Here is a 19,687-nt window from a genome sequence, read left to right as displayed (position 1 = left end):
CCCCTCCCGGCGGATACTGCGTCCGGAAGGTCGTGGAACGCGTCCGGCGGGGAGGAGTCGACCATGCCGGTGTCCGCCGCCGTCCGGGCCCGGTGCCGCGCCCTGCTGCCCCCCGGTGATGACATCCGCTACGTCCTGCCCGCCCTGTCGGTGGGCTCGCCGGGGATGGCCACGTTCCTGATCGTGGTCTCCAGCCGGTCGATCTTCGTGCTGTCCACCCGGTTCTTCGACCGGGACATGCCGACCTCGGTGTACGCCACGCACGCGCGCCGTACCCGTCTGGGGCCGGTCGAGTTCTCGGTGGGCGCGGCCATCGCGCTGGGCGGCATGGTCTTCGAGATCGAGGAGGAGTACGCGGCGGTGGTCGCCGCCGCGGACGCCGAGGTCTTCGCACCCGAGACGCTGCCCCCGGACCCGCTCCCCGACCTCTGACCTCTGACCCCCGAGCCGCGACGCGCAGCGTCGCCATGAGCCCGCGAGGGGCGCCGGTGTCTGGACTGAGGAGCGCAGCCGCGGAGCGGCGGAGTGACGAGGGAAGGCACCGGATCAAGAGCCCCCGAGCCGCGACACGAAGTGTCGCCATGAGCCCGCGAGGGGCGCCGGTGTCTGGACTGAGGAGCGCAGCCGCGGAGCGGCGGAGTGACGAGGGAAGACGCCGGGCTAAGAGCCCCGAGCCGCGACGCGCTAGCGTCGCCATGAACACAGCGGCACGATACGAGGTGCTGACGCCGGGCCCGACACGAGATGATACGAACGTGATGGTTTCGCGGCGCCGTCACAGGTGGGGCTAGACTTCGGCGAAGCGCTACTGGCGTCGTGCCGATGCCAGAGCCCTGAACGCCAGCAGCCGCTGCATGAGGAGCCACTGACTTGTCCCGTCGCCTGTTCACCTCCGAGTCGGTCACAGAGGGCCACCCGGACAAGATCGCCGACCAGATCAGTGACGCGATTCTCGACGCCATGCTCAAGGGTGACCCCAGGAGCCGCGTCGCGGTCGAGACGCTGATCACCACCGGCCAGGTCCACGTCGCCGGAGAGGTGACGACGGAGACCTACGTCGACATCCCCGGTCTCATCCGGGAGAAGATCCTCGACATCGGCTACGACGCCTCCCACAAGGGCTTCGACGGCGCCTCCTGCGGCGTCTCGGTGTCCATCGGAGCCCAGTCGCCCGACATCGCCCAGGGCGTCGACGACGCCTACGAGGCCCGCGAGGGCGAGGCCGGCGACGAGCTGGACCGCCAGGGAGCCGGGGACCAGGGCCTGATGTTCGGCTACGCCTGCCGGGAGACCCCCGAGCTGATGCCGCTGCCGATCACCCTCGCCCACCGCCTGTCCGAGCGCCTGTCCCAGGTCCGCAAGAACGGCACCGTCCCCTACCTCCGCCCGGACGGCAAGACCCAGGTCACCATCGAGTACGACGGTGACAAGCCGGTCCGCCTCGACACCGTCGTCGTCTCCACCCAGCACGCGGCCGAGATCGACCTCAAGGAGATGCTGGCGCCGGACATCAAGGAGCACGTGGTCGACCCGGTGCTCGCCGGCCTGGACATCGACACCGAGGGCTACCGCCTGCTGGTCAACCCCACCGGCCGCTTCGAGATCGGCGGCCCCATGGGCGACGCCGGCCTGACCGGCCGCAAGATCATCGTGGACACCTACGGCGGCATGGCCCGCCACGGCGGCGGCGCCTTCTCCGGCAAGGACCCGTCCAAGGTGGACCGCTCGGCCGCCTACGCCATGCGGTGGGTCGCCAAGAACATCGTGGCCGCCGGTCTGGCCGACCGCGCCGAGGTCCAGGTCGCCTACGCCATCGGCAAGGCGCACCCGGTCGGCGTCTTCGTCGAGACCTTCGGCACCGAGAAGGCGCCGATCGAGAAGATCCAGGAGGCCGTGCTCAAGGTCTTCGACCTGCGCCCGGCCGCGATCATCCGCGACCTCGACCTGCTGCGCCCGATCTACTCGGCGACCTCCGCCTACGGCCACTTCGGCCGGCCGGAGTTCTCCTGGGAGGCGACCGACCGGGCCGACGCCCTGCGCACCGCCGCCGGCCTGTAGACCGGACCGCGGACCGGATCCGCCCGGCAGCCCCCGTGAGACGGCTCACGGGGGCTGCGCCGTTCCGGCGACCTTGATCGCGAGCCGGCCACCGGCGGGGAGTAGTTTCTCCTTGAAGGATCTTGGGGGAGAACGTGGACGGGCGGTCGGGGGCGGGCGAACCGCCCGTGGAGATCACAGGTTTCGTGGGGCGCAAGAAGGAGGTCCGCCAGATCAAGCGCCTCCTTCAGGCGTCGAGGCTGGTCACCGTCACCGGTGTGGCGGGCGTCGGCAAGTCGCGGGTGGCGGTGGAGGCCGCCTCCGGGGTGCGCCGGGCCTTCGCCGACGGCGTCCACGTCGTGGAGCTGGCCGGGGTCGGCGACCCCGGCCACCTGGAGCGGGCCGTGGCCCGGGCGCTCGACCCGACCGGCACGCTCGCCGGTCCCGGGGACCCGGGGCTGGCCGGGCACCTCGGTGACCGGCAGGCGCTGCTGGTCCTCGACTCCTGCGAGCACCTGGTGGACGCCTGCGCGGCGCTGGCGCAGACCCTGCTGGAGAACAGCCCCGAGCTGAGGATCCTGGCCACCAGCAGGCAGCCGCTCGGCGTGCCGGGCGAGCACATCGTGGCGCTGCCGCCGATGGCGCTGCCCGGCCCGCGGGCCGGGACCTCCCTGGCCGCGCTCGCCCGGCACGACGCGGTCGCGCTGTTCCTGCAGCGGGTCACCGCGGCGAACCCCGGCTACGCGCCCACCGACGCCGACGCCGCCAGGATCGCCGAGATCTGCGTCAGGCTGGAGGGGATCCCGCTGGCCATCGAGCTGGCCGCCGCCCGGGCCCGCGAGATCCCGCTGGGGCTGATCCTGCGCTTCCTCGATGACCGGCTCTGGCTGCTGGCGGGCCGTACGGCAGGCGGGCGGCACCCGACCGTCGGGGCCACCGTCGAGTGGAGCCACGAGCTGTGCACCGCCGACGAGCGGCTGCTGTGGGCGCGGCTGCCGGTCTTCGTCTCCGCCTTCGACGCGGCCGCGGCCGAGGCGGTGTGCGCCGACGGGGAGCTGCCCCCCGAACGGGTGCTTCCGGCGCTGCTGGGGCTGGTGGACAAGTCGATCGTCGTGCCGGTCAGGCAGGAGGAGGACACCGTCTACCGGCTGCCGGGCATCATCCGCGAGTACGGCGTCGCGGCCGGGGGCGTCGACCGGGAACGGCTGCGCCGCCGCCACCTGGAGTACTACGCCGGCCTGGCGCAGCGGGGCCGGCGCGCCGGCCGGTACGGCGACCAGCTGCGGATGTGGATCCGGGTCCGGCGGGACTGGCCCAACCTGCGGGCGGCCCTGGACCTGTGCGCCGAGGACGCCGCCCTGCGCGAGACCGGCCTGATGACGGCCGCCGCGCTGTGGTACCTCTGGGTGGCCTGCGGGATGCTCCGGGAGGGCCGCCACCACCTGGAGCGGCTGCTGGCCCTTCCCGGGCCGTGGGACGACGCCCGCGCCTGGGGGACGCTCACCCTCGTCTACATCGCCGAGGCCCGCGGAGACCTGGAGTCGGCCCGGTCGCTGCTGGAGGAGTGCGACAGGCACTCCCCGCCCGGAGATCCCCTGATCCCCCTGGTCCATCTCAAGATGAGCGGCACGGTGGCCTTCCTGGAGGGCGACACGCGCGGCGCGGAGCGCATGCTGGGCGAGGCGGCCGAGCGGCTCGTCCCCGACGGGGAGGTGCCGGAGGTGTTCCTGCCGGCGCTGATCGAGCTGGGAACGAGCCTCGCCTGGGGCGGGGAGACGGCGCGGGCCGGGGAGGTCTTCCTGGAGTGCCGCCGGATCTGCGCCGAGCTGGGGGAGGAGTGGGCGAGCGCCTACGCCGACTACGGCCTGGGCCTGGTCGCGCTGGCCGATGGCGACGCCGGCCTGGCCGCGGCGTACGCGCGCGACTCCCTGCGGGTCAAGCGGCGGCTGGCGGACGCGGTGGGCATCGTCTTCTGCCTGGAGCTGCTGGGCTGTGCCGCGGCCTGCGACGGCGATCTGCCCCGGGCGGGGCGGCTGCTCGCCGCGGCGCGGGCCGGCCGGAGCGACAAGGGGCTGCCGGAGCGGGGCTACCCGGCGATGACGGCCGACAGCGCCCGCTGGGCCGAGGTGGTGGACAGGGGTCTTCCGTCCCGGGAGGCCGAACGGGCGGCCCGCGAGGGTGCGGGGATGGGCCTCACGGAGGCGGTCGCCTACGCGCTGGGCGAGGAGCCCGGGGGAACCGCCGGGGACGCCGGAGACACGGTGGGCGCGCGGGGCGGTGCCGTACGGGACGCCGGGGACTGGGCGCCGCTGACCCGCAGGGAGCGGGAGGTGGCCGAACTGGTCGCCGACGGGCTGACCAACCGGCAGATCGCCCACCGGCTGATGGTCGTCCAGCGGACCGTCGACTCGCACGTCGGGCACATCCTGGCCAAGCTGGGCTTCTCGGCGCGCGCCCAGATCGCGGCCTGGGCGACCCGGCGCCGCCGGGACGCGTGAGCGCCGGCTGCTAGGTTCTGTTCCGCCGGAGATCCGGAGAAGCGAAGAGCCGGAGACGGAGAGGGGGTGCGGCGATGACGGCACGGCCGGGGAGACGGCGGGCGGGGAACCTCCCGGTGGACCTGTCCAGCTTCGTGGGACGGGCCGGGGAACTGGCCGACGGCGCGCGCCTGCTGGCCGGCGCGCGGCTCCTGACCGTCACCGGCCCCGCGGGGGTGGGCAAGACCCGCACCGCGCTGCGCCTGGCCGGCGGCCTGCGCCGCCTGTTCCCCGGCGGGGTGTGGCGGGTCGAGCTGTCGGGCGCGGACGACCCCGCGGCGGCCGTCGCCGCGACGCTGGGGCGGCACGCGCCCTTCCCGGCACGGAACACGGCGCGGGGCGAAGCGGGGGAGGCGGCGCCGGACGGGGCACGGGACGCGGTGCCGGAGGCGGGAGAGGGCGGGTTCCGGGACGCCGCGCCGGGCACGGCGCGGGACGCGGTCACCGAGGACGCGGCTCCCGGAGACCCGGCTCCGGCGGGTGCGGCTCCGGCGGCCCCGAGGCCGCGTGACAGACGGACGCTCATCGTCCTCGACACCTGCGAGCACGTCCTCGGCGAGGCGGCCCGGCTGGCCGGGGCACTGGTGACCGGCGCGCCCGGGGTCACCGTGGTGGCCACCAGCCGCAGGCCGCTCGGCCTGCCGGGGGAACGGGTGCTGCGGCTGGCGCCGCTGCCGCCCGCGGACGCCGTGCGGCTGTTCGAGGACCGGGCGGTGGCCGCCGATCCCGGCTTCGTGCTGACCGCCGCCGCCGCGCCGGCGGTCGCCGAGATCTGCGCCCGGCTGGACGGGCTGCCGCTGGCCGTCGAGCTGGCCGCCGCCCGGATGCGCTCGATGTCGGCCGGGGACCTGCTGGAGGAACTGCGCCACCGGTTCACCCTGCTGGGCGGGGTGAGCAGGAGCGTGCTGCCGCGTCACCGGGGCCTGCGGGCGGCCGTGCAGTGGAGCCACCGGCTGTGCGACGCCGAGCAGCGGACGATGTGGTCGCTGCTCGCGGCCCTGCCCGGCCCCTTCGACCTGGCCGGCGCCGAGCGGGCCTGCGCGGCGGCGCTCGGGGCGGACCGGGTGGCGCCGGTGCTGGCCGGGCTGGTCGAGTCGTCGGTGGTGCTGCGCGAGCCGGGGAACCGCTACCGGATGCCGGAGTCCTACCGGCGGTTCGGCCCCGAGGACCCGGGGCACTTCGAGCGTCCGGGGAGCCCCGAGCACCCTGAGAACCCGAAGCACCTGGAGCGCCTGGAGCACCCTGAGAACCTGAAGCGCCTGGAGCGCCCTGAGCTCTCCGAGTCCGCCGAGCACTCCGAGCGCCCGGCGGGGCACCGGGTGCGGCCGTCCGCGTCGCGGCAGCCGCGTGGCGTGTGGCGGCCGGCCTGCGGGGCCCTCCAGTCGGCGCGGACGAGGCAGGCGGTCGCCGGGACGCTCAGCGCCCGGGAGCTCCAGGTGGCCGAGCTGATCACCGAGGGGTTGTCGAACCCGCAGATCGCCATGCGGCTGGGCATCGCCAAGCGCACCGTGGACGCCCACGTCCGCAACATCCTCGCCAAGGGAGGGCTGGCCTCCCGTACCCAGGTGGCCGCCTGGGTGGCCGAGAGCGACCGTCCGCCGCCCGCGCGCGCCTCCGGGGACGACACCGTACGGTGACCCGGCCGCCGGTCCGGGGACCGGTGACGGCGCGGTCACCGTACGGCGGCCGGCCTGAACGGCCGGTGACGCGGCCGGTGACAGGGCCGGCCCCGGTACGGCGACCGGCCCCCGCCTCCCGAGACTGCCGGGCCGCGGAGACGGCCGGGGACGCACAGGGGCGGGCCGGAGGACGCACAGGGACGGGCGAGGGGGCGCACAGGGGCGGGCCAGGGGACGGCCGGGGACGGGCCAGGGGACGGTCGGGGACGAGCTCCGTATAGGCACATCAACCGATGCGGAACGCCCGGCCGGGCCGTCATCATGGACGCGGCCAGTGGGGCACCACGCGTGTCCCGGCTTTCCGCAGCGTTCGGGTGGAACTTGGGAGGGGTCCCCTTCCGCCTGATTGTCGCCGGGACGCGCCCCGTGTCGGGCGTGACCCACTGGCCTTCACGCGTCTTCCACCCGGTGGCGCGGCGCAGGCGCGGCCCGGGCGCCCGCCGCCGGGTGGGGTGATTCTCCCGTGCCCGGCGGGGCGTCCGGGTCTGGTAGACCAGGTGGGTGACCGAGACCCGACCCGCACCCGTCGCCCGTCCCTCCTGCGACGAGGGCGCGCTGCTGCCGCTCGACGCCGTGCGCGGGGAGCGGGCCGGGGAGGCGGCGCCGGGTGCGGCGCGACGGGCCGGAGAGACCGCGCCGGGTGCCGCGCGGCGGGCCGGGGAGCCCGCCAGGGGGGTGCCGGAGCCGGCCGCCGTGCTGCCGGTCGCCAGGGTCGCCGTGGACACCCCGCTGCCCCACCTCGACCGGCCGTTCGACTATCTCGTCCCGGCCGCCATGGACGCCGAGGCGGTGCCGGGCGTGCGGGTCCGCGTCCGCTTCGCGGGCAAGCTCGTGGACGGGTTCCTGCTGGAGCGGACCGAGGCCAGCGAGCACCAGGGCAGGCTGGCCCGCCTGGAGCGGGTGGTCTCCCCGGAGCCGGTGCTCACCCCCGAGATCGCCGCGCTGGCCCGCGCCGTGGCCGACCGCTACGCCGGGGCCATGGCCGACGTGCTGCGCCTGGCCGTGCCCCCGCGCCATGCCCGGGTGGAGGCGGAGGAACGGCCGGAGGCGCCCGGCGGCCCCGGCACGGCCCCGGCCCCGGGCGGCGCCGCCTCCGGGGACGCCCCCGGAGGCGCGGGTCCCGTTCCGGGCGGGTCAGCTCCCGGAGAGACGACCGGCGGTCCCGGCTCCGCTCCCGGGGAGACGACCGGCGGTCCCGGTTTCGCTCCCGGGGAGGCGTCCGGCGATCCCGGCTCCGCGCCGGGCGCGGGCGGCCCGGCTTCCGGGGAAACGCCCGCGGGTTCCGCCCCGGGGGACGACACGTCCGGCGGCCCCGGCCCCTGGGCCGACTACCCCGACGGGGAGGCGTTCCTCTCGGCCCTGGCCGAAGGACGGGCTCCGCGCGCCGTGTGGACCGCGCTGCCCGGCGTCACCGGCGACGGCCCCGATTGGCCCCGCGCCGTCGCGGTCGCCGTACGGGAGACCCTCCGCGGCGGCCGGGGGGCGCTCGTGGTGGTGCCCGACGGCAAGGACGTGGCGCTGGCCGACGCGGCGCTGACGGCCGTCCTGGGCCCGGGCGCGCACGTCGCCCTCACCGCCGACCTGGGGCCCGCCGAGCGCTACCGCCGATGGCTGCGGGTCGCCCGGGGGCGGGTGCGCGCCGTCGTCGGCACCAGGGGCGCGGCGTTCGCCCCGGTCGCCGGCCTCGGGCTGGCGGTCATCTGGGACGACGGCGACGACCTGCACGCCGAGCGGCTCGCGCCGTACCCGCACGCCCGCGAGGTGCTGGCGCTGCGCGCCCACCAGAGCCGCGCCGGCCTGCTCGTCGGCGGGTACGCCCGTACCGCCGAGGCCACCCGGCTGCTGGCCACCGGCTGGGCCGGCGCCCTCGTCGCCGCCCGGCAGACGGCCCGTGCCAGGGCGCCCTGGGTACGGCCGGCCGGCGAGGACGCGGAGCTGGCCAGGGACGAGGCGGCGCGGGCCGCCCGGCTGCCCAGCCTCGCCTGGCGGGCCCTGCGGGCCGGCCTGGAGCGCGGCCCGGTGCTGGTGCAGGTCCCGCGGCGCGGTTATCTCCCCGCGCTGGCCTGCATGAACTGCCGGGCGCGGGCCCGCTGCGGGCACTGCTCGGGGCCGCTCGCCCTGCGGTCGGGTCACGCCGTGCCGTACTGCCGCTGGTGCGGGCGGATCGCCGGCGACTGGCGCTGCGAGGCCTGCGGCGCGTCCCGGGTGCGCGCGCAGGTCGTCGGGGTCCGCCGGACGGCGGAGGAGTTGGGGCGCGCCTTCCCCTCGGTCCCGGTGCGGACCTCCGGCCGGGACGGCGTGCTGACCACGGTCGGCCCGGGCCGGGCGCTGGTGGTCGCCACGCCCGGGGCCGAGCCGGTGGCCGAGGAGGGCTACGCCGCCGCCGTGCTGCTGGACGGCTGGGCCCTGCTCGGCCGGCCCGACCTGCGGGCCGCCGAGGAGACGCTGCGCCGCTGGATGAACGCCGCGGCGCTGCTGCGGCCCCGCGCCGAGCTGGTCGTCATGGCCGACTCCGCGGTGCCGGCCGTGCAGGCGCTGCTGCGCTGGGATCCCATCACCCACGCCGAACGGGAACTGGCCGACAGGACAGAACTGGGTTTCCCCCCGGCGGTGCGGATGGCGACCCTCACCGGCTCGCCGGCGGCGGTCAGGGAGATGCTCGGCGAGGTGGCGCTGCCGGACGGGGCGCAGGTCCTGGGACCCGTCCCGGTCGAGACGCACAGGGGCGACCAGGTGCGGGAACGCGCCATGGTACGGGTCTCATGGGCATCGGGGACGGCGCTCGCCGCCGCGCTGAAAGGGGCCGTCGGAGTGCGCTCGGCACGCAAGAGCCCGGAGCCGGTCCGGGTGTGCATTGACCCTCTCGATGTGATTTGACGTGTTTCCCCGATTCGCGGTGCCGTCGGTAAGCCGTTAATTTTCCCCTGTGTCGATCGAATGGGTGAATCGGGCCGTCGCCGACCTGCGCGAGTGGGGGCGCGCGCGGGGCGTCGACGTCGACGTCGACGAGGTCCGGCTGCTCTGCGACTACGCGAGCGACTATCTGAACGTGCACGAACTGGGGGATTTCACCCCGGTCACTTTCGAGGAACTGCTGCTCGACATCTATCCGCGGAAGGTCATCGCCCCGCCGGAGAGCGCCGCCGAGACCGTCGCCGCCGCCCGGACGCTCGTCGACTTCCTGCTCGCCACCGAGGAGATCGGCGGCAAGATGGCCGCGCGGATGCGCTCCACCCTCGACCGGATCGAGCCGGAGATGCCGGTGGCGCTCGCCGACACCTCCCTGTTCGGCATGGCCAAGAGCCTGTTCAGCGCCATGGGCGCCGACTCGCTGGAGCAGGGCGACGTGTCGGTGTCGTCGGCGGCCGAGGTCGACGGGCCGGACGGGGAGCACGACGCCGGGTCGTGCGACTGCCCCGCCTGCTCCCCGCCGCTCCCGCCGGTACGGCTCGCGCCCCGCGAGGAGCTGGCCTCCGACGCCCTGCGGGTGCCCCTGGTGCGGGACGCCCGGCGACTGGCCCAGTGGATGCTGGCCGGGGGCCGCACGCCGACCGTCAGGGGGCGGCTACGGGTCCGCGACGCCGCCGAGGCCCGCGCCCAGCTCGGGGTGGCCGACCCGGCCCTGCTGTGGGACCTCGCGGTGCACACGGGCCTGGTGCGGGTCGAGCGCACCGCCGTCTTCGACGGCGAGGACCCCGGCCCGCTCGACGTCTGGGCGGCGGTCGTGGGCTTCCTGCTGACCTCCGGCACCGGCGGCGCCGTCACCGGGCACCCGGCCCTCGACGAGGAGATCTACACCCTGCTGGACATGGCGTACCGCCTCCAGGAGCCCGTGCCGCTGCCCGCGGTCGCCGAGCACCTGGAGGGGGTCGGGCTGCTGGACGACGGGCCGGTGGACCTCTCGGCGCTCGTGCGGCGGCTGGCCTACTGCGGGCTGGCCGAGGCCGGCGTGGACGACCACCCCGACGGCGAGGACGGCGGCGGCGCCGGCGAGGACGACGGCGCGGCCCCGGAGGTCCTGGAGCTGACCCCGCTGGCCGTGTGGGGCATGCGGAAGCTGTACGGTGACTTCGGCATCGAGGCGCCCGAGGTGGCCGACATGGTCGCCGTCGGCGCCCCCGAGCTCATCGAGGAGCTGCTGTCGGGCATCCCCGAGGAGATGGCCGAGGCCGACATCGAGGGCTGGCTGAGCGGCAGGCCCCCGCTGGAGGCCGCCGCCGAGCTGCTCGACGCGGCCTCCGGCGCGCAGTCGGTCGTCAGGGGCGTCGCGGTGTCGATCGTCGACCGGCTCGGCCCGGAGGCCGAGGAGGCGGTCCGCGGCCGTCTGGACGAGGCCGAGCTGCGCCCGCACGCCATCCACTGGCTCTCCGCCAGAGGACTGCCCGCGCCGGCGCTCACCCCCGACGAGGCGCTGTGGATGAGCGTGGACATGCTCGCCCTGGCCATCTCCGCCGCCGAGGACGACCCCGAGGCGTTCGCCGAGAACATCTCGGCCTCCGGCCCGCCGGCCCACGTGATCGAGGAGATGTGGCGGGTGGACCACCCCGAGGTCGTCGAGGTCCTGGAGCTGCTCGGCCGCTCCATGCGGGACCAGGCCACCGCCAAGGCCGCCCGCAAGGCCGCTTTCAAGGCGCGTTCCCGCGCCATCGGTTAGCCGTACACCCGTGGGGCCCGAGTGCAGTAAGTTGCTCGGGTGGCAAAGAGCGGGAACTCCGGCAACGTCTTCGATCTCGGTGAGCTGCGCAGGCTCGTGGAGGAGCTGGGATCGGGGTCGCGCGAGGCGCGTGCCGCCGTCCTCGACGAGGTCGCCGCGGACGGCGGCGACTGCGACTGCCCCGGTTGCGGCCCCGACGCGCTGAGCTTCCCGCCGGTCCGGCTCGCCCCCGACGGGGAGCTGGCGGCCGCCGTCCTGGAGGTCCCGCTGGTGCGCGACGCCCGGCGGCTGGCCACGTGGACCGGCACCCGCCAGGTGACGCCCGAGGGCCTGCTGCCCGACCCGTTCCTGCCCTGCGCCGAGCTCGGCCTGCCCGGCCCGGCGCGGCTGCACCTGCTGTGGGTCGTCGCGGTCAACACCCGCATGATCCGCATCATGCGGGGCGTGGCGTCGCCCGGCCCGCTGGCGCTGTCGGCCTCGCTGCCCCCCGCGGCGCTGCTGGAGTTCTGGGACGGCGTGGTGATGGACGTCCTGGACCGCGCCGACGAGTCGCTGACCGGCTCCGCCGTGGTCGACGACCACCTGGCCGAGATGCTCGCCACGATGTACGCCGTGCACGACGGCCTGTCCCGCGCCACGCTCGTCAAGGGCATCCTGCAGTCCCACGAGGTGGCCTGCCAGGCCCGCCCGGCGGAGATGCGGGCGCTGGCCGCCGCGCTGCCCGCCGAGCTGGAGTCGGCGCTGGAGCTGCTGGGCTACTGCGGGCTCGTCGAGACCTCCGGGGCGGGCCTGCCCCGGCTGACCCCGCTCGGCATGTGGGCCGTCCGCCAGGACCTGCGGCGCGAGGGCCACGACGCGCCCACCGCGTCCGAGGTCGCGGTCTTCGCCGGCCTCGACGCCGCCGAGCTGGTCGAGGCGATCACCAACCGCTCGGCCGCCCCCAGCGCCGTCGCGGTGTGGCTCGCGTCCCGCGCCCCCGAGGCCGCGGCCCGGGAGCTGGTCAAGATCGCCGCGTCCGGCACGGCCGCCCAGCGCGCCACCGTCGGCTCCATCCTGGAGGAGCTCGGCCCCGAGGCCGAGGTCCCGCTGCGGGAGGCGCTCGCCGAGCCCGCGATGTGGCGTTACGCCGCCTCCTGGCTGCACATCCGCGACCTGCCCGCGCCCGCCCTCACGCTCACCGACCGCACCTGGCTCACCGTCGACACCCTCGCCGCGATGACCTGCCCCGGCCGGGCCGCCGACGTGGCGCGCGAGTTCGACCTGCTCGAACCCGGCGAGGACCCGGTCCGGGTGATCGAGGAGATGGCCCGCGCCGGTCACCCCGAGACGCTCGCCGTACTCGACCTGCTGGCCGCCCGGCACGGCGAGCCGGCCGTCGCCAAGGCCGCCCGCAAGGCCGCGATGAAGACCCGCTCGCGCTGACCCGCCCGCCGCCCGGCCGGGGAGACCCGTTCACGGCGGACACGGACGCGTGCCCGGCCGGGGGCGGCGGTCCTCGCCGGCGACATCCCGGCCACGGTGGGCCGGGCCGGTCCGATCCGCGGGGGACACGACCCCGCCGCCGGGCCTCCGCCCGGCGCGTTCCCGGCCGGACCGGCGCCGGGCCGACGGGCCCGGTGGACCCGGTCCGGGCCCTTAGACTTGGGGGAATCCCCTTAAAAGCGTGAGGAGAGCCTGTTGGCCATTCAGTCGATCCGCCTTTTCGGCGACCCGGTGCTGCGCACCCCCGCGGAGCCGGTGAAGGACTTCGACAAGGAGCTGCGCAAGCTCGTCAAGGACCTCACCGACACGATGATGGACGCCCCCGGGGCCGGCCTGGCGGCGCCCCAGATCGGCGTCGGACTGCGCGTCTTCACCTACTACGTGGACGACCAGCTCGGGCACCTGATCAACCCCAACCTCGACCTGTCCGACGACCAGGACACCGAGGGCGAGGAGGGCTGCCTGTCCTTCCCCGGCCTGTCGTTCCCCACGCCCCGGGCGATCCGGGCCGTGGCCAAGGGGTTCAACATGCACGGCGAGCCCGTCACCCTTGAGGGCACCGACCTGATGGCCCGCTGCTTCCAGCACGAGACCGACCACCTCGACGGCATCCTGTTCATCGACCGGATGGACGCGAAGCAGCGCAAGCTCGCCATGAAGGCGATCCGCGAGGCCGAGTGGAACGGGGTGGCCGCGCCCGCGATCAAGTTCTCCCCGCACACCACCCACGGGAAGGCTCTGTAGGAACCTTGCGCCTGGTCTTCGCCGGTACCCCGGACATCGCCCTGCCCTCGCTGCGGGCCCTGCTCGACTCCTCACGCCACGAGGTGGCCGCCGTCGTCACCCGGCCGGACGCCCAGTCCGGCCGCGGCCGGAAGGTCCACCCGAGCCCCGTCGCGGAGCTGGCGGAGGAGTCGGGCATCGAGATCCTCCGGCCGCAGAAGGCGGGCGACCCGGAGTTCCTGGAGCGGCTGCGCCTGATCGCCCCCGACTGCTGCCCGGTGGTCGCCTACGGCGCGCTGCTGCCGCAGGCCACCCTCGACGTCCCGCGCCACGGCTGGGTCAACCTGCACTTCTCGCTGCTGCCCGCCTGGCGGGGCGCCGCCCCGGTGCAGCACGCGATCCTGCACGGCGACGAGATCACCGGCGCGACCACCTTCCGGCTCGTCAAGGAGATGGACGCCGGCCCGGTCTACGGCGTCCTCACCGAGGAGATCCGCGCCTCCGACACCAGCGGCGCCCTGCTCGCCCGGCTCGCCGAGTCCGGCGCCGGGCTGCTCGCCGCCACCCTCGACGGGATCGAGGACGGCACGCTGGAGGCCGTCCCGCAGCCCCCCGAGGGGGTGAGCTTCACCAAGAAGATCACCGTGGACGACGCCAGGGTCGACTGGTCGGCGCCCGCCATGCGGATCGACCGGCTGATCCGCGCCTGCACGCCCGGCCCCGGCGCGTGGACGGAGTTCCGCGGCCAGCGGCTCAAGCTCGGCCCGGTGCGGCCCGCCCCCGAGGCCGCCGGCCCGGACGCCCCGCTCCCCGGCCGGATCCTGGCGTCCAAGAGGTCCGTGCTGGTCGGCACGGCCACCTGCCCGGTCGAGCTGGGCGAGGTGCAGCCGCAGGGCAAGCGCGTGATGAGCGCCCTGGAGTGGGCCCGCGGCGTGCGGCCCGGCGACGACGACCTCATGGGCGGCGCGTCGTGAGCGGCCGGGGGAACGGCGGCGCGTCCCGCGGCGGAAACGCCGGAGGCGGCGGGCGAGGCGGAAACGGCGGGCACGGCGGCGGACGCGGTGGCGGACGCGGCGGGCACGGTCCCGGCCGGAACGGCGGCCAGGGCGGCCAGGGCGGCCGGGGCGCGGGCGGCGGCCGTCCGCGGCGGCCGGTGCGCGACGAGTCGCGCAACACCGCCTACGACCTGCTGCGCGCCGTCGACGAGCGCGACGCCTACGCCAACCTGCTGATGCCCGCGCTGCTGCGGGAACGCCGCCTGACCGGGCGCGACGCCGGCCTGGCCACCGAGCTGGCCTACGGCACCCTGCGCGGCCTCGGCACCTACGACGAGGTCATCGCCGCCTGCAGCGACCGCGCCCCCGAGGAGGTGGACCCGCCGCTGCTCGATGCCCTGCGCCTCGGCGTCCACCAGCTCCTCGGCACCCGGGTGCCGCCGCACGCCGCCGTGGGCACCACCGTCGACCTGGTACGGCTCCGCGTCGGCGTCGGCGCGTCGAAGTACGCCAACGCGGTGCTGCGCAGGGTGGCGACCCGATCGCGCGAGCAGTGGTTGGAGATCGTGGCCCCCGACCCGGAGGCCGACCCGGTCGGCCACCTGGCCGTGGTCCACAGCCATCCCCGGTGGATCGTCACCGCGCTGCGCGACGCCGTGGGCGGCGGCTTCGACGAGACGGCCGCGCTGCTGGCCGCCGACAACGAGCGCCCCCGCGTCACGCTGGTCGCCCGTCCCGGCCGCGCGTCGGTCGAGGAGCTGTTCCTGGCCGGCGCCCGGCCCGCCGCGTACTCCCCCTACGCCGCCCACCTCCCCGAGGGAGACCCCGGCTCCGTCCCGGCGGTGGCCGAGACGCGCGCCGCCGTACAGGACGAGGCGAGCCAGCTCGTCGCGCTGGCCCTGACCCGCGTCCCGGTGTCCGGCCGCGACACCCGCTGGCTCGACCTGTGCGCGGGGCCCGGCGGCAAGGCGGGCCTGCTCGACGCGATCGCCACGCACGGCGACCCGGCCGCCCTCGACGCCGGAGCCGGTACGGTCACCGGAGCCGGGGAGCCCGCGGCCACGGCGGCCGGAGCCGGCGGGGACGGCCCGGAGGGGCCGGCCGGTTTCGGGGGCGGGGCCCGGCTGCTCGCCGCCGAGCTGCAGTACCACCGCGCCCGGCTGGTCCGGCAGGCCACCCGCGAGGCGGCGGTGATCACCGCGGACGGCACGGTCCCCGCCTGGCGGGCCGGGGCGTTCGACCGGGTCATGGTCGACGCCCCCTGCACCGGCCTGGGCGCGCTGCGCCGCCGGCCGGAGGCCCGCTGGCGGCGCGACCCGCGCAGCCTGCCCGAGCTGGGACGGCTGCAGCGCGCGCTGCTGGACTCGGCCCTGGAGGCCGTCCGGCCCGGCGGGGTCGTCGCCTACGTCACCTGCTCGCCGCACCTGGCCGAGACCTCCACCGTGGTCGGCGACCTGCTGCGCCGCCGCGACGACGTCGAGGCCCTCGACGCCCGCGCGTACCTCCCCGGGATCGAGGGGCTGGGCGAGGGCCCGTACGCCCAGTTCTGGCCTCATCGGCACGGCACCGACGCGATGTTCCTGGCCCTGCTGCGCCGCTGCTGAGCCGCTTCCCGCCGGGCCGTCCGGCCCGGCGGCCCGCCCGGCCGCCGAACCGCCTTCCGCTCCCCGGCCCGCCGGGCGGATCGGCCGCGCACCGGGCGTGGCGGCCGTCCCCGGGGCGGGCGACCGTACGCTGGGAGACGGGACAGGGGGGCCGGGCCGGGTCCGGCGCGCCGCGGACTCGCTGGCGCGTCCCTGTGGACCTGACGGCCTCACCGGGTTCCAATGGTCTTTTGCGCGTTCGCGGGCGCTCACCGGCCGCCGCACCGACGTGGCGGCGGGTACGGCGGGCCGTCCCGGGCGCGTGACGACCGGCGACGGGACGAGGTGCGGAAAATGTGCGGAATCTCCGGTTGGGTGGACTTCGACCGCGACCTCGGGCAGGCGGGTCGCACCGCCCTGGCCATGACCGCCACCATGGCCTGCCGGGGACCCGACGACGAGGGGCTGTGGCTGGCCCCGCACGTGGCGCTGGGACACCGGCGGCTGGCCGTGATCGACATCGAGGGCGGCCGGCAGCCGATGGTCGCCGAGGAGGACGGCCGGCCGCTGGCCGCCATCACCTACAGCGGAGAGGTCTACAACTTCCGGGAGCTGCGCGACGAGCTCGCCGCCCGCGGCCACCGCTTCCGCACCCGCAGCGACACCGAGGTCGTGCTGCGTGCCTACCTTCAGTGGGGCGACGACTTCGTCACCCGGCTGAACGGCATGTTCGCCTTCGCGATCTGGGACATCCGCCGCGAGGAACTGCTGCTGGTCCGCGACCGGATGGGCGTCAAACCGCTGTACTACCGGCCGACCCCGGCGGGCGTGCTGTTCGGCTCCGAACCCAAGGCGATCCTCGCCAACCCGCTCGCCCGCCCGGCGGCGGTCGACGCCGACGGCCTGCGCGAGCTGCTCTCACTCGTCAAGACGCCCGAGCACGCGATCTACCGGGGCATGCACGAGGTCCGTCCCGGCCAGATCGTCACGGTGAGCCGCCGGGGCCTGACCCGGCGCCGCTACTGGCGGCTGGAGGCGCGCGAGCACACCGACGACCTCGACACCACCGTCCGGACCGTGCGCGGACTGCTGGACGACATCGTCGAGCGCCAGCTCGTCTCCGACGTGCCGCTGTGCACCCTGCTGTCCGGCGGCCTCGACTCCAGCGCCATCACCGCGCTGGCCGCGAAGGCGTCGAAGGAGCACGGCGCGGGCGGCATCCGGTCGTTCGCCGTCGACTTCGCCGGCTACAGCGACAACTTCCAGCCCGACGAGATGCGCGACACCCCCGACGCGCCCTACGTCCACGACGTCGTACGGCACGTCGCCCCCGACCACAGCGACATCACGCTCGACTCCGCCGACCTCATGGACCACTCCGTGCGCGCCGCGGTCCTGCGGGCCCGCGACCTGCCCACCGGCATCGGGGACATGGACGCCTCCCTGCTGCTGCTGTTCACGGCGGTCCGCCGGCACTCCACCGTGGCGCTGTCCGGGGAGTCCGCCGACGAGGTGTTCGGCGGCTACCGCTGGTTCCACGACCCGGAGACGGTCGCCGCCGACACCTTCCCGTGGCTGGTGACGCCGGGGGCCGGGCGGTTCGGCGGGCTGGCCGCCCTCCTCGACGACTCCCTGCTGCGCAAGCTCGACCTGCCCGCCTACCGCGCCGAGAGCTACCGCCAGGCGCTCGCCGAGTCGCCGCGCCTGCCGGGCGAGAGAGGCCTGGAGCGGCGCATGCGGGAGATCTGCCACCTGCACCTCACCCGGTTCGTGCAGGTCCTCCTCGACCGCAAGGACCGCATGAGCATGGCCGTGGGGCTGGAAGTCAGGGTGCCGTTCTGCGACCACCGCCTGGTGGAGTACGTCTTCAACACGCCCTGGTCGATGAAGACCTTCGACGGGCGGGAGAAGAGCCTGCTGCGCGCCGCCACGGCCGACGTGCTGCCCCGCTCGGTCCTGGAGCGCCGCAAGAGCCCCTACCCCTCCACGCAGGACCCCGGCTACGACGCGGCGCTGCGTGAGCGCGCGGCCCGGCTGCTCGACCGCCGTGACATCCCCGCCGCGCCGCTGATCGATTTCGGCAAGGTGAGGGACGCGCTCGCCCGGCCCGCCGGCCCCGGCGGCGCCCCGGGCGGGGTCCGGGCTCAGCTGGAGGGACTGCTGCAGCTCAACGCCTGGATGGCGGAGTACGACGTTCAGCTCGTCCTCTGACCCGCGCGTCCCGCTCCGGCGGGGAGCGCGGGGCCCGGCGGCAGCGGCCGGGCGCCCAGCCGCCCGGCCAGGGCCAGCGCCACGACGCAGGCGATGACGACGTCGGAGGCCAGCGGGGCCACCCAGGGGCGGTAGACCTCGGCGACCCAGCGGACGAGCGGGGTGGGCGGGAGCGTGAGCAGTCCCACGGCGCCGGGCAGGTAGACGAGGCTCGTCACGACGCCGCGGACCAGCATCAGCCCGTCGAGGCGGCAGGCGGGCATGAGCGCGAGGAGCGGGAACAGCAGGGCGTCGTACCAGGGGTGCTGCATCGGCGAGGTGAGCAGCCAGCCCAGGCAGCACGCCAGCGCCGGCCGTACGGCGGCCTGCAGCCCGGCGTACGCCCCTGCCCGTGACCACGCCTGCGATCCGGCCTGCGATCCGGTCTGTGGTACGGACTGCGGTCCGGACGGCGCCGCGGGCAGCCGGAGGCACAGCAGCGCGGCGGCCAGGACGGCCGCGCCGAGGGCGAGCCGCCCCTCCAGCGCGGCGGCCTCCGGCCCCTCGCCGAGCGCCGCCGCGGCCACCCGCCACGGGTCGGCCAGCGCGCGGGAGGCGACCTTGCCGGCGACGTTCGCCAGCGCCTCCGGGCCCCGCGTGGCGTATGCCGCCGCCAGGGCCGCGAGCGTCCCGGCGGCCGTGGCCGCCAGCGCGGCGGGCGACCGGCGGGCCGCCCAGAACAGACCGGCCCCGGCCAGCGCGAACGGCGCCTTGACGGCGGCCGCCGCGCCGAGCAGCACGCCCGCCGCCAGGCCGCCGCCCACTCCGCCCCAGCCGCCCGCGCCGCCTCCCGGACCGCCGCCCCGGCCGCCCGAGTCGCCGCGCGGACCGGTGCCCAGGCCGCCACGGCGGGCGGTGAGGAAGGCCCCGAGCAGCAGGAGCGTCCCCAGCCCGTCGACGTGACCGCCGGCCACCATGTGCCACAGCATCAGCGGGTTGAGGCTCCACAGCAGGTGGGCGCGGACCCGACGGTCGCGACCGGGCCCGGCCAGCCGGTCCAGGAGGAGCGCCGACAGCAGGAACGCCAGCCCGGCCATCGCCTTCCAGGCGAAGACCGTGCGGGCCATCGACGCGCCGCCCAGCCACGAGGCGGCCTGCTGCGCCCAGGTGGCCACCGGCCCGTACACCGACGGGGCGTTCCGCCAGGCCGGCGGGGCGAACGCGCCGACCGGGTCGCCCACGGCGTGCAGCCACGCCGGGGCCGTCACGTACGGGTCGTGTCCCAGCACGGCGATGCGCCCGTAGACCGCGTAGTTGAGCACGTCGGTCGAACCGGCGGGCGGTACGAGGACGAGGGCGAGGACGGCCGCCGCCGAGGCCGCGAGCATCGGGCCCGGCGCGGGACGCCAGCCCCGGCGCAGCGCGTACAGCCCGGCGCCGGTCCCCAGCGCGCCGGCGGCGATCGCCGCGGCGCACAGCAGGATCACCGGGGTGGCGGCGGGCGCGGCCGTGAAGGACCAGGGCGGGCCGTCGCCGCCGAGGGCGGGCACCGCGGCCGAGGGACCCGCCAGGCAGAGGAGCAGCACGGCCGCGACGGCGGAGCCGGTCAGGGCGAGCCCGGCGCGCCCGGCGAGCCGCGCGGCCCGGCGGGGAGCGGGGGCGAGCACCGGCTCCGGCATCGGCTTCCAGATTAGAACACCCACGAACGTAGATCATCTACGACGTTCCGGGATGCGGCGTCCGGTGTCCGATGTCCGGGGCGGCCCGGCGCGGGAACGGCGCTCGCCGGGCGGTGAGGGGGCGAGAC

The 19,687-nt window shown here is 76.2% G+C and carries 12 protein-coding genes; 11 read left to right on the top strand and 1 reads right to left on the bottom strand.

The window, feature by feature from the left end; translation table 11 throughout:
- Positions 1-63 precede the first annotated feature (63 nt).
- From IEZ10_RS00850 to asnB, 11 genes are all read left to right on the top strand, one after another.
- Positions 64-432, top strand: coding sequence for a hypothetical protein (locus IEZ10_RS00850; RefSeq protein WP_189244502.1), 369 nt, complete (start codon positions 64-66; stop codon positions 430-432).
- Between the two features lie 438 nt (positions 433-870).
- Positions 871-2,058, top strand: coding sequence for a methionine adenosyltransferase (metK, locus tag IEZ10_RS00845; RefSeq protein ID WP_189244501.1), 1,188 nt, complete (start codon positions 871-873; stop codon positions 2,056-2,058).
- 185 nt (positions 2,059-2,243) lie between these two features.
- Positions 2,244-4,535: an ATP-binding protein gene (locus IEZ10_RS38565; protein ID WP_229810816.1), complete on the top strand. Its 2,292-nt coding sequence runs from the start codon at positions 2,244-2,246 to the stop codon at positions 4,533-4,535.
- Between the two features lie 74 nt (positions 4,536-4,609).
- Positions 4,610-6,211, top strand: a complete 1,602-nt coding sequence (locus IEZ10_RS38560) for a LuxR C-terminal-related transcriptional regulator (RefSeq protein ID WP_229810815.1) — start codon at positions 4,610-4,612, stop codon at positions 6,209-6,211.
- A 543-nt stretch (positions 6,212-6,754) separates the two neighbouring features.
- Positions 6,755-9,130, top strand: a complete 2,376-nt coding sequence (locus IEZ10_RS00830; RefSeq protein ID WP_229810814.1) for a primosomal protein N' — start codon at positions 6,755-6,757, stop codon at positions 9,128-9,130.
- Between the two features lie 49 nt (positions 9,131-9,179).
- The gene (locus IEZ10_RS00825; protein WP_229810813.1) at positions 9,180-10,907 is read left to right on the top strand and encodes a hypothetical protein; all 1,728 of its coding nucleotides are present in this window, start codon (positions 9,180-9,182) and stop codon (positions 10,905-10,907) included.
- A gap of 39 nt (positions 10,908-10,946) precedes the next feature.
- The gene (locus IEZ10_RS00820) at positions 10,947-12,329 is read left to right on the top strand and encodes a hypothetical protein (RefSeq protein WP_189244500.1); all 1,383 of its coding nucleotides are present in this window, start codon (positions 10,947-10,949) and stop codon (positions 12,327-12,329) included.
- A 255-nt stretch (positions 12,330-12,584) separates the two neighbouring features.
- Positions 12,585-13,133, top strand: coding sequence for a peptide deformylase (gene def, locus IEZ10_RS00815; protein WP_179818445.1), 549 nt, complete (start codon positions 12,585-12,587; stop codon positions 13,131-13,133).
- Between the two features lie 5 nt (positions 13,134-13,138).
- Positions 13,139-14,086: a methionyl-tRNA formyltransferase gene (fmt, locus tag IEZ10_RS00810; RefSeq protein WP_189244499.1), complete on the top strand. Its 948-nt coding sequence runs from the start codon at positions 13,139-13,141 to the stop codon at positions 14,084-14,086.
- A 179-nt stretch (positions 14,087-14,265) separates the two neighbouring features.
- Entirely contained in the window at positions 14,266-15,711 is a 1,446-nt protein-coding gene (locus IEZ10_RS00805; RefSeq protein WP_229810812.1) for an RsmB/NOP family class I SAM-dependent RNA methyltransferase, read from the top strand.
- 333 nt (positions 15,712-16,044) lie between these two features.
- Positions 16,045-17,901, top strand: coding sequence for an asparagine synthase (glutamine-hydrolyzing) (gene asnB / locus IEZ10_RS00800; RefSeq protein WP_189244497.1), 1,857 nt, complete (start codon positions 16,045-16,047; stop codon positions 17,899-17,901).
- On the opposite strand, the gene mptB is transcribed toward asnB, so the two are convergent.
- Positions 17,886-19,583, bottom strand: a complete 1,698-nt coding sequence (mptB, locus tag IEZ10_RS00795) for a polyprenol phosphomannose-dependent alpha 1,6 mannosyltransferase MptB (RefSeq protein ID WP_189244496.1) — start codon at positions 19,581-19,583, stop codon at positions 17,886-17,888. The genes asnB and mptB overlap by 16 nt on opposite strands.
- Positions 19,584-19,687 lie beyond the last annotated feature (104 nt).

The sequence above is a fragment of the Streptosporangium pseudovulgare genome (genome assembly GCF_014648055.1).
Classification (GTDB): domain Bacteria; phylum Actinomycetota; class Actinomycetes; order Streptosporangiales; family Streptosporangiaceae; genus Streptosporangium; species Streptosporangium pseudovulgare.
Note: the sequence above shows the minus strand (reverse complement) of the source record. Positions and strands in the feature narration are given on the sequence as shown.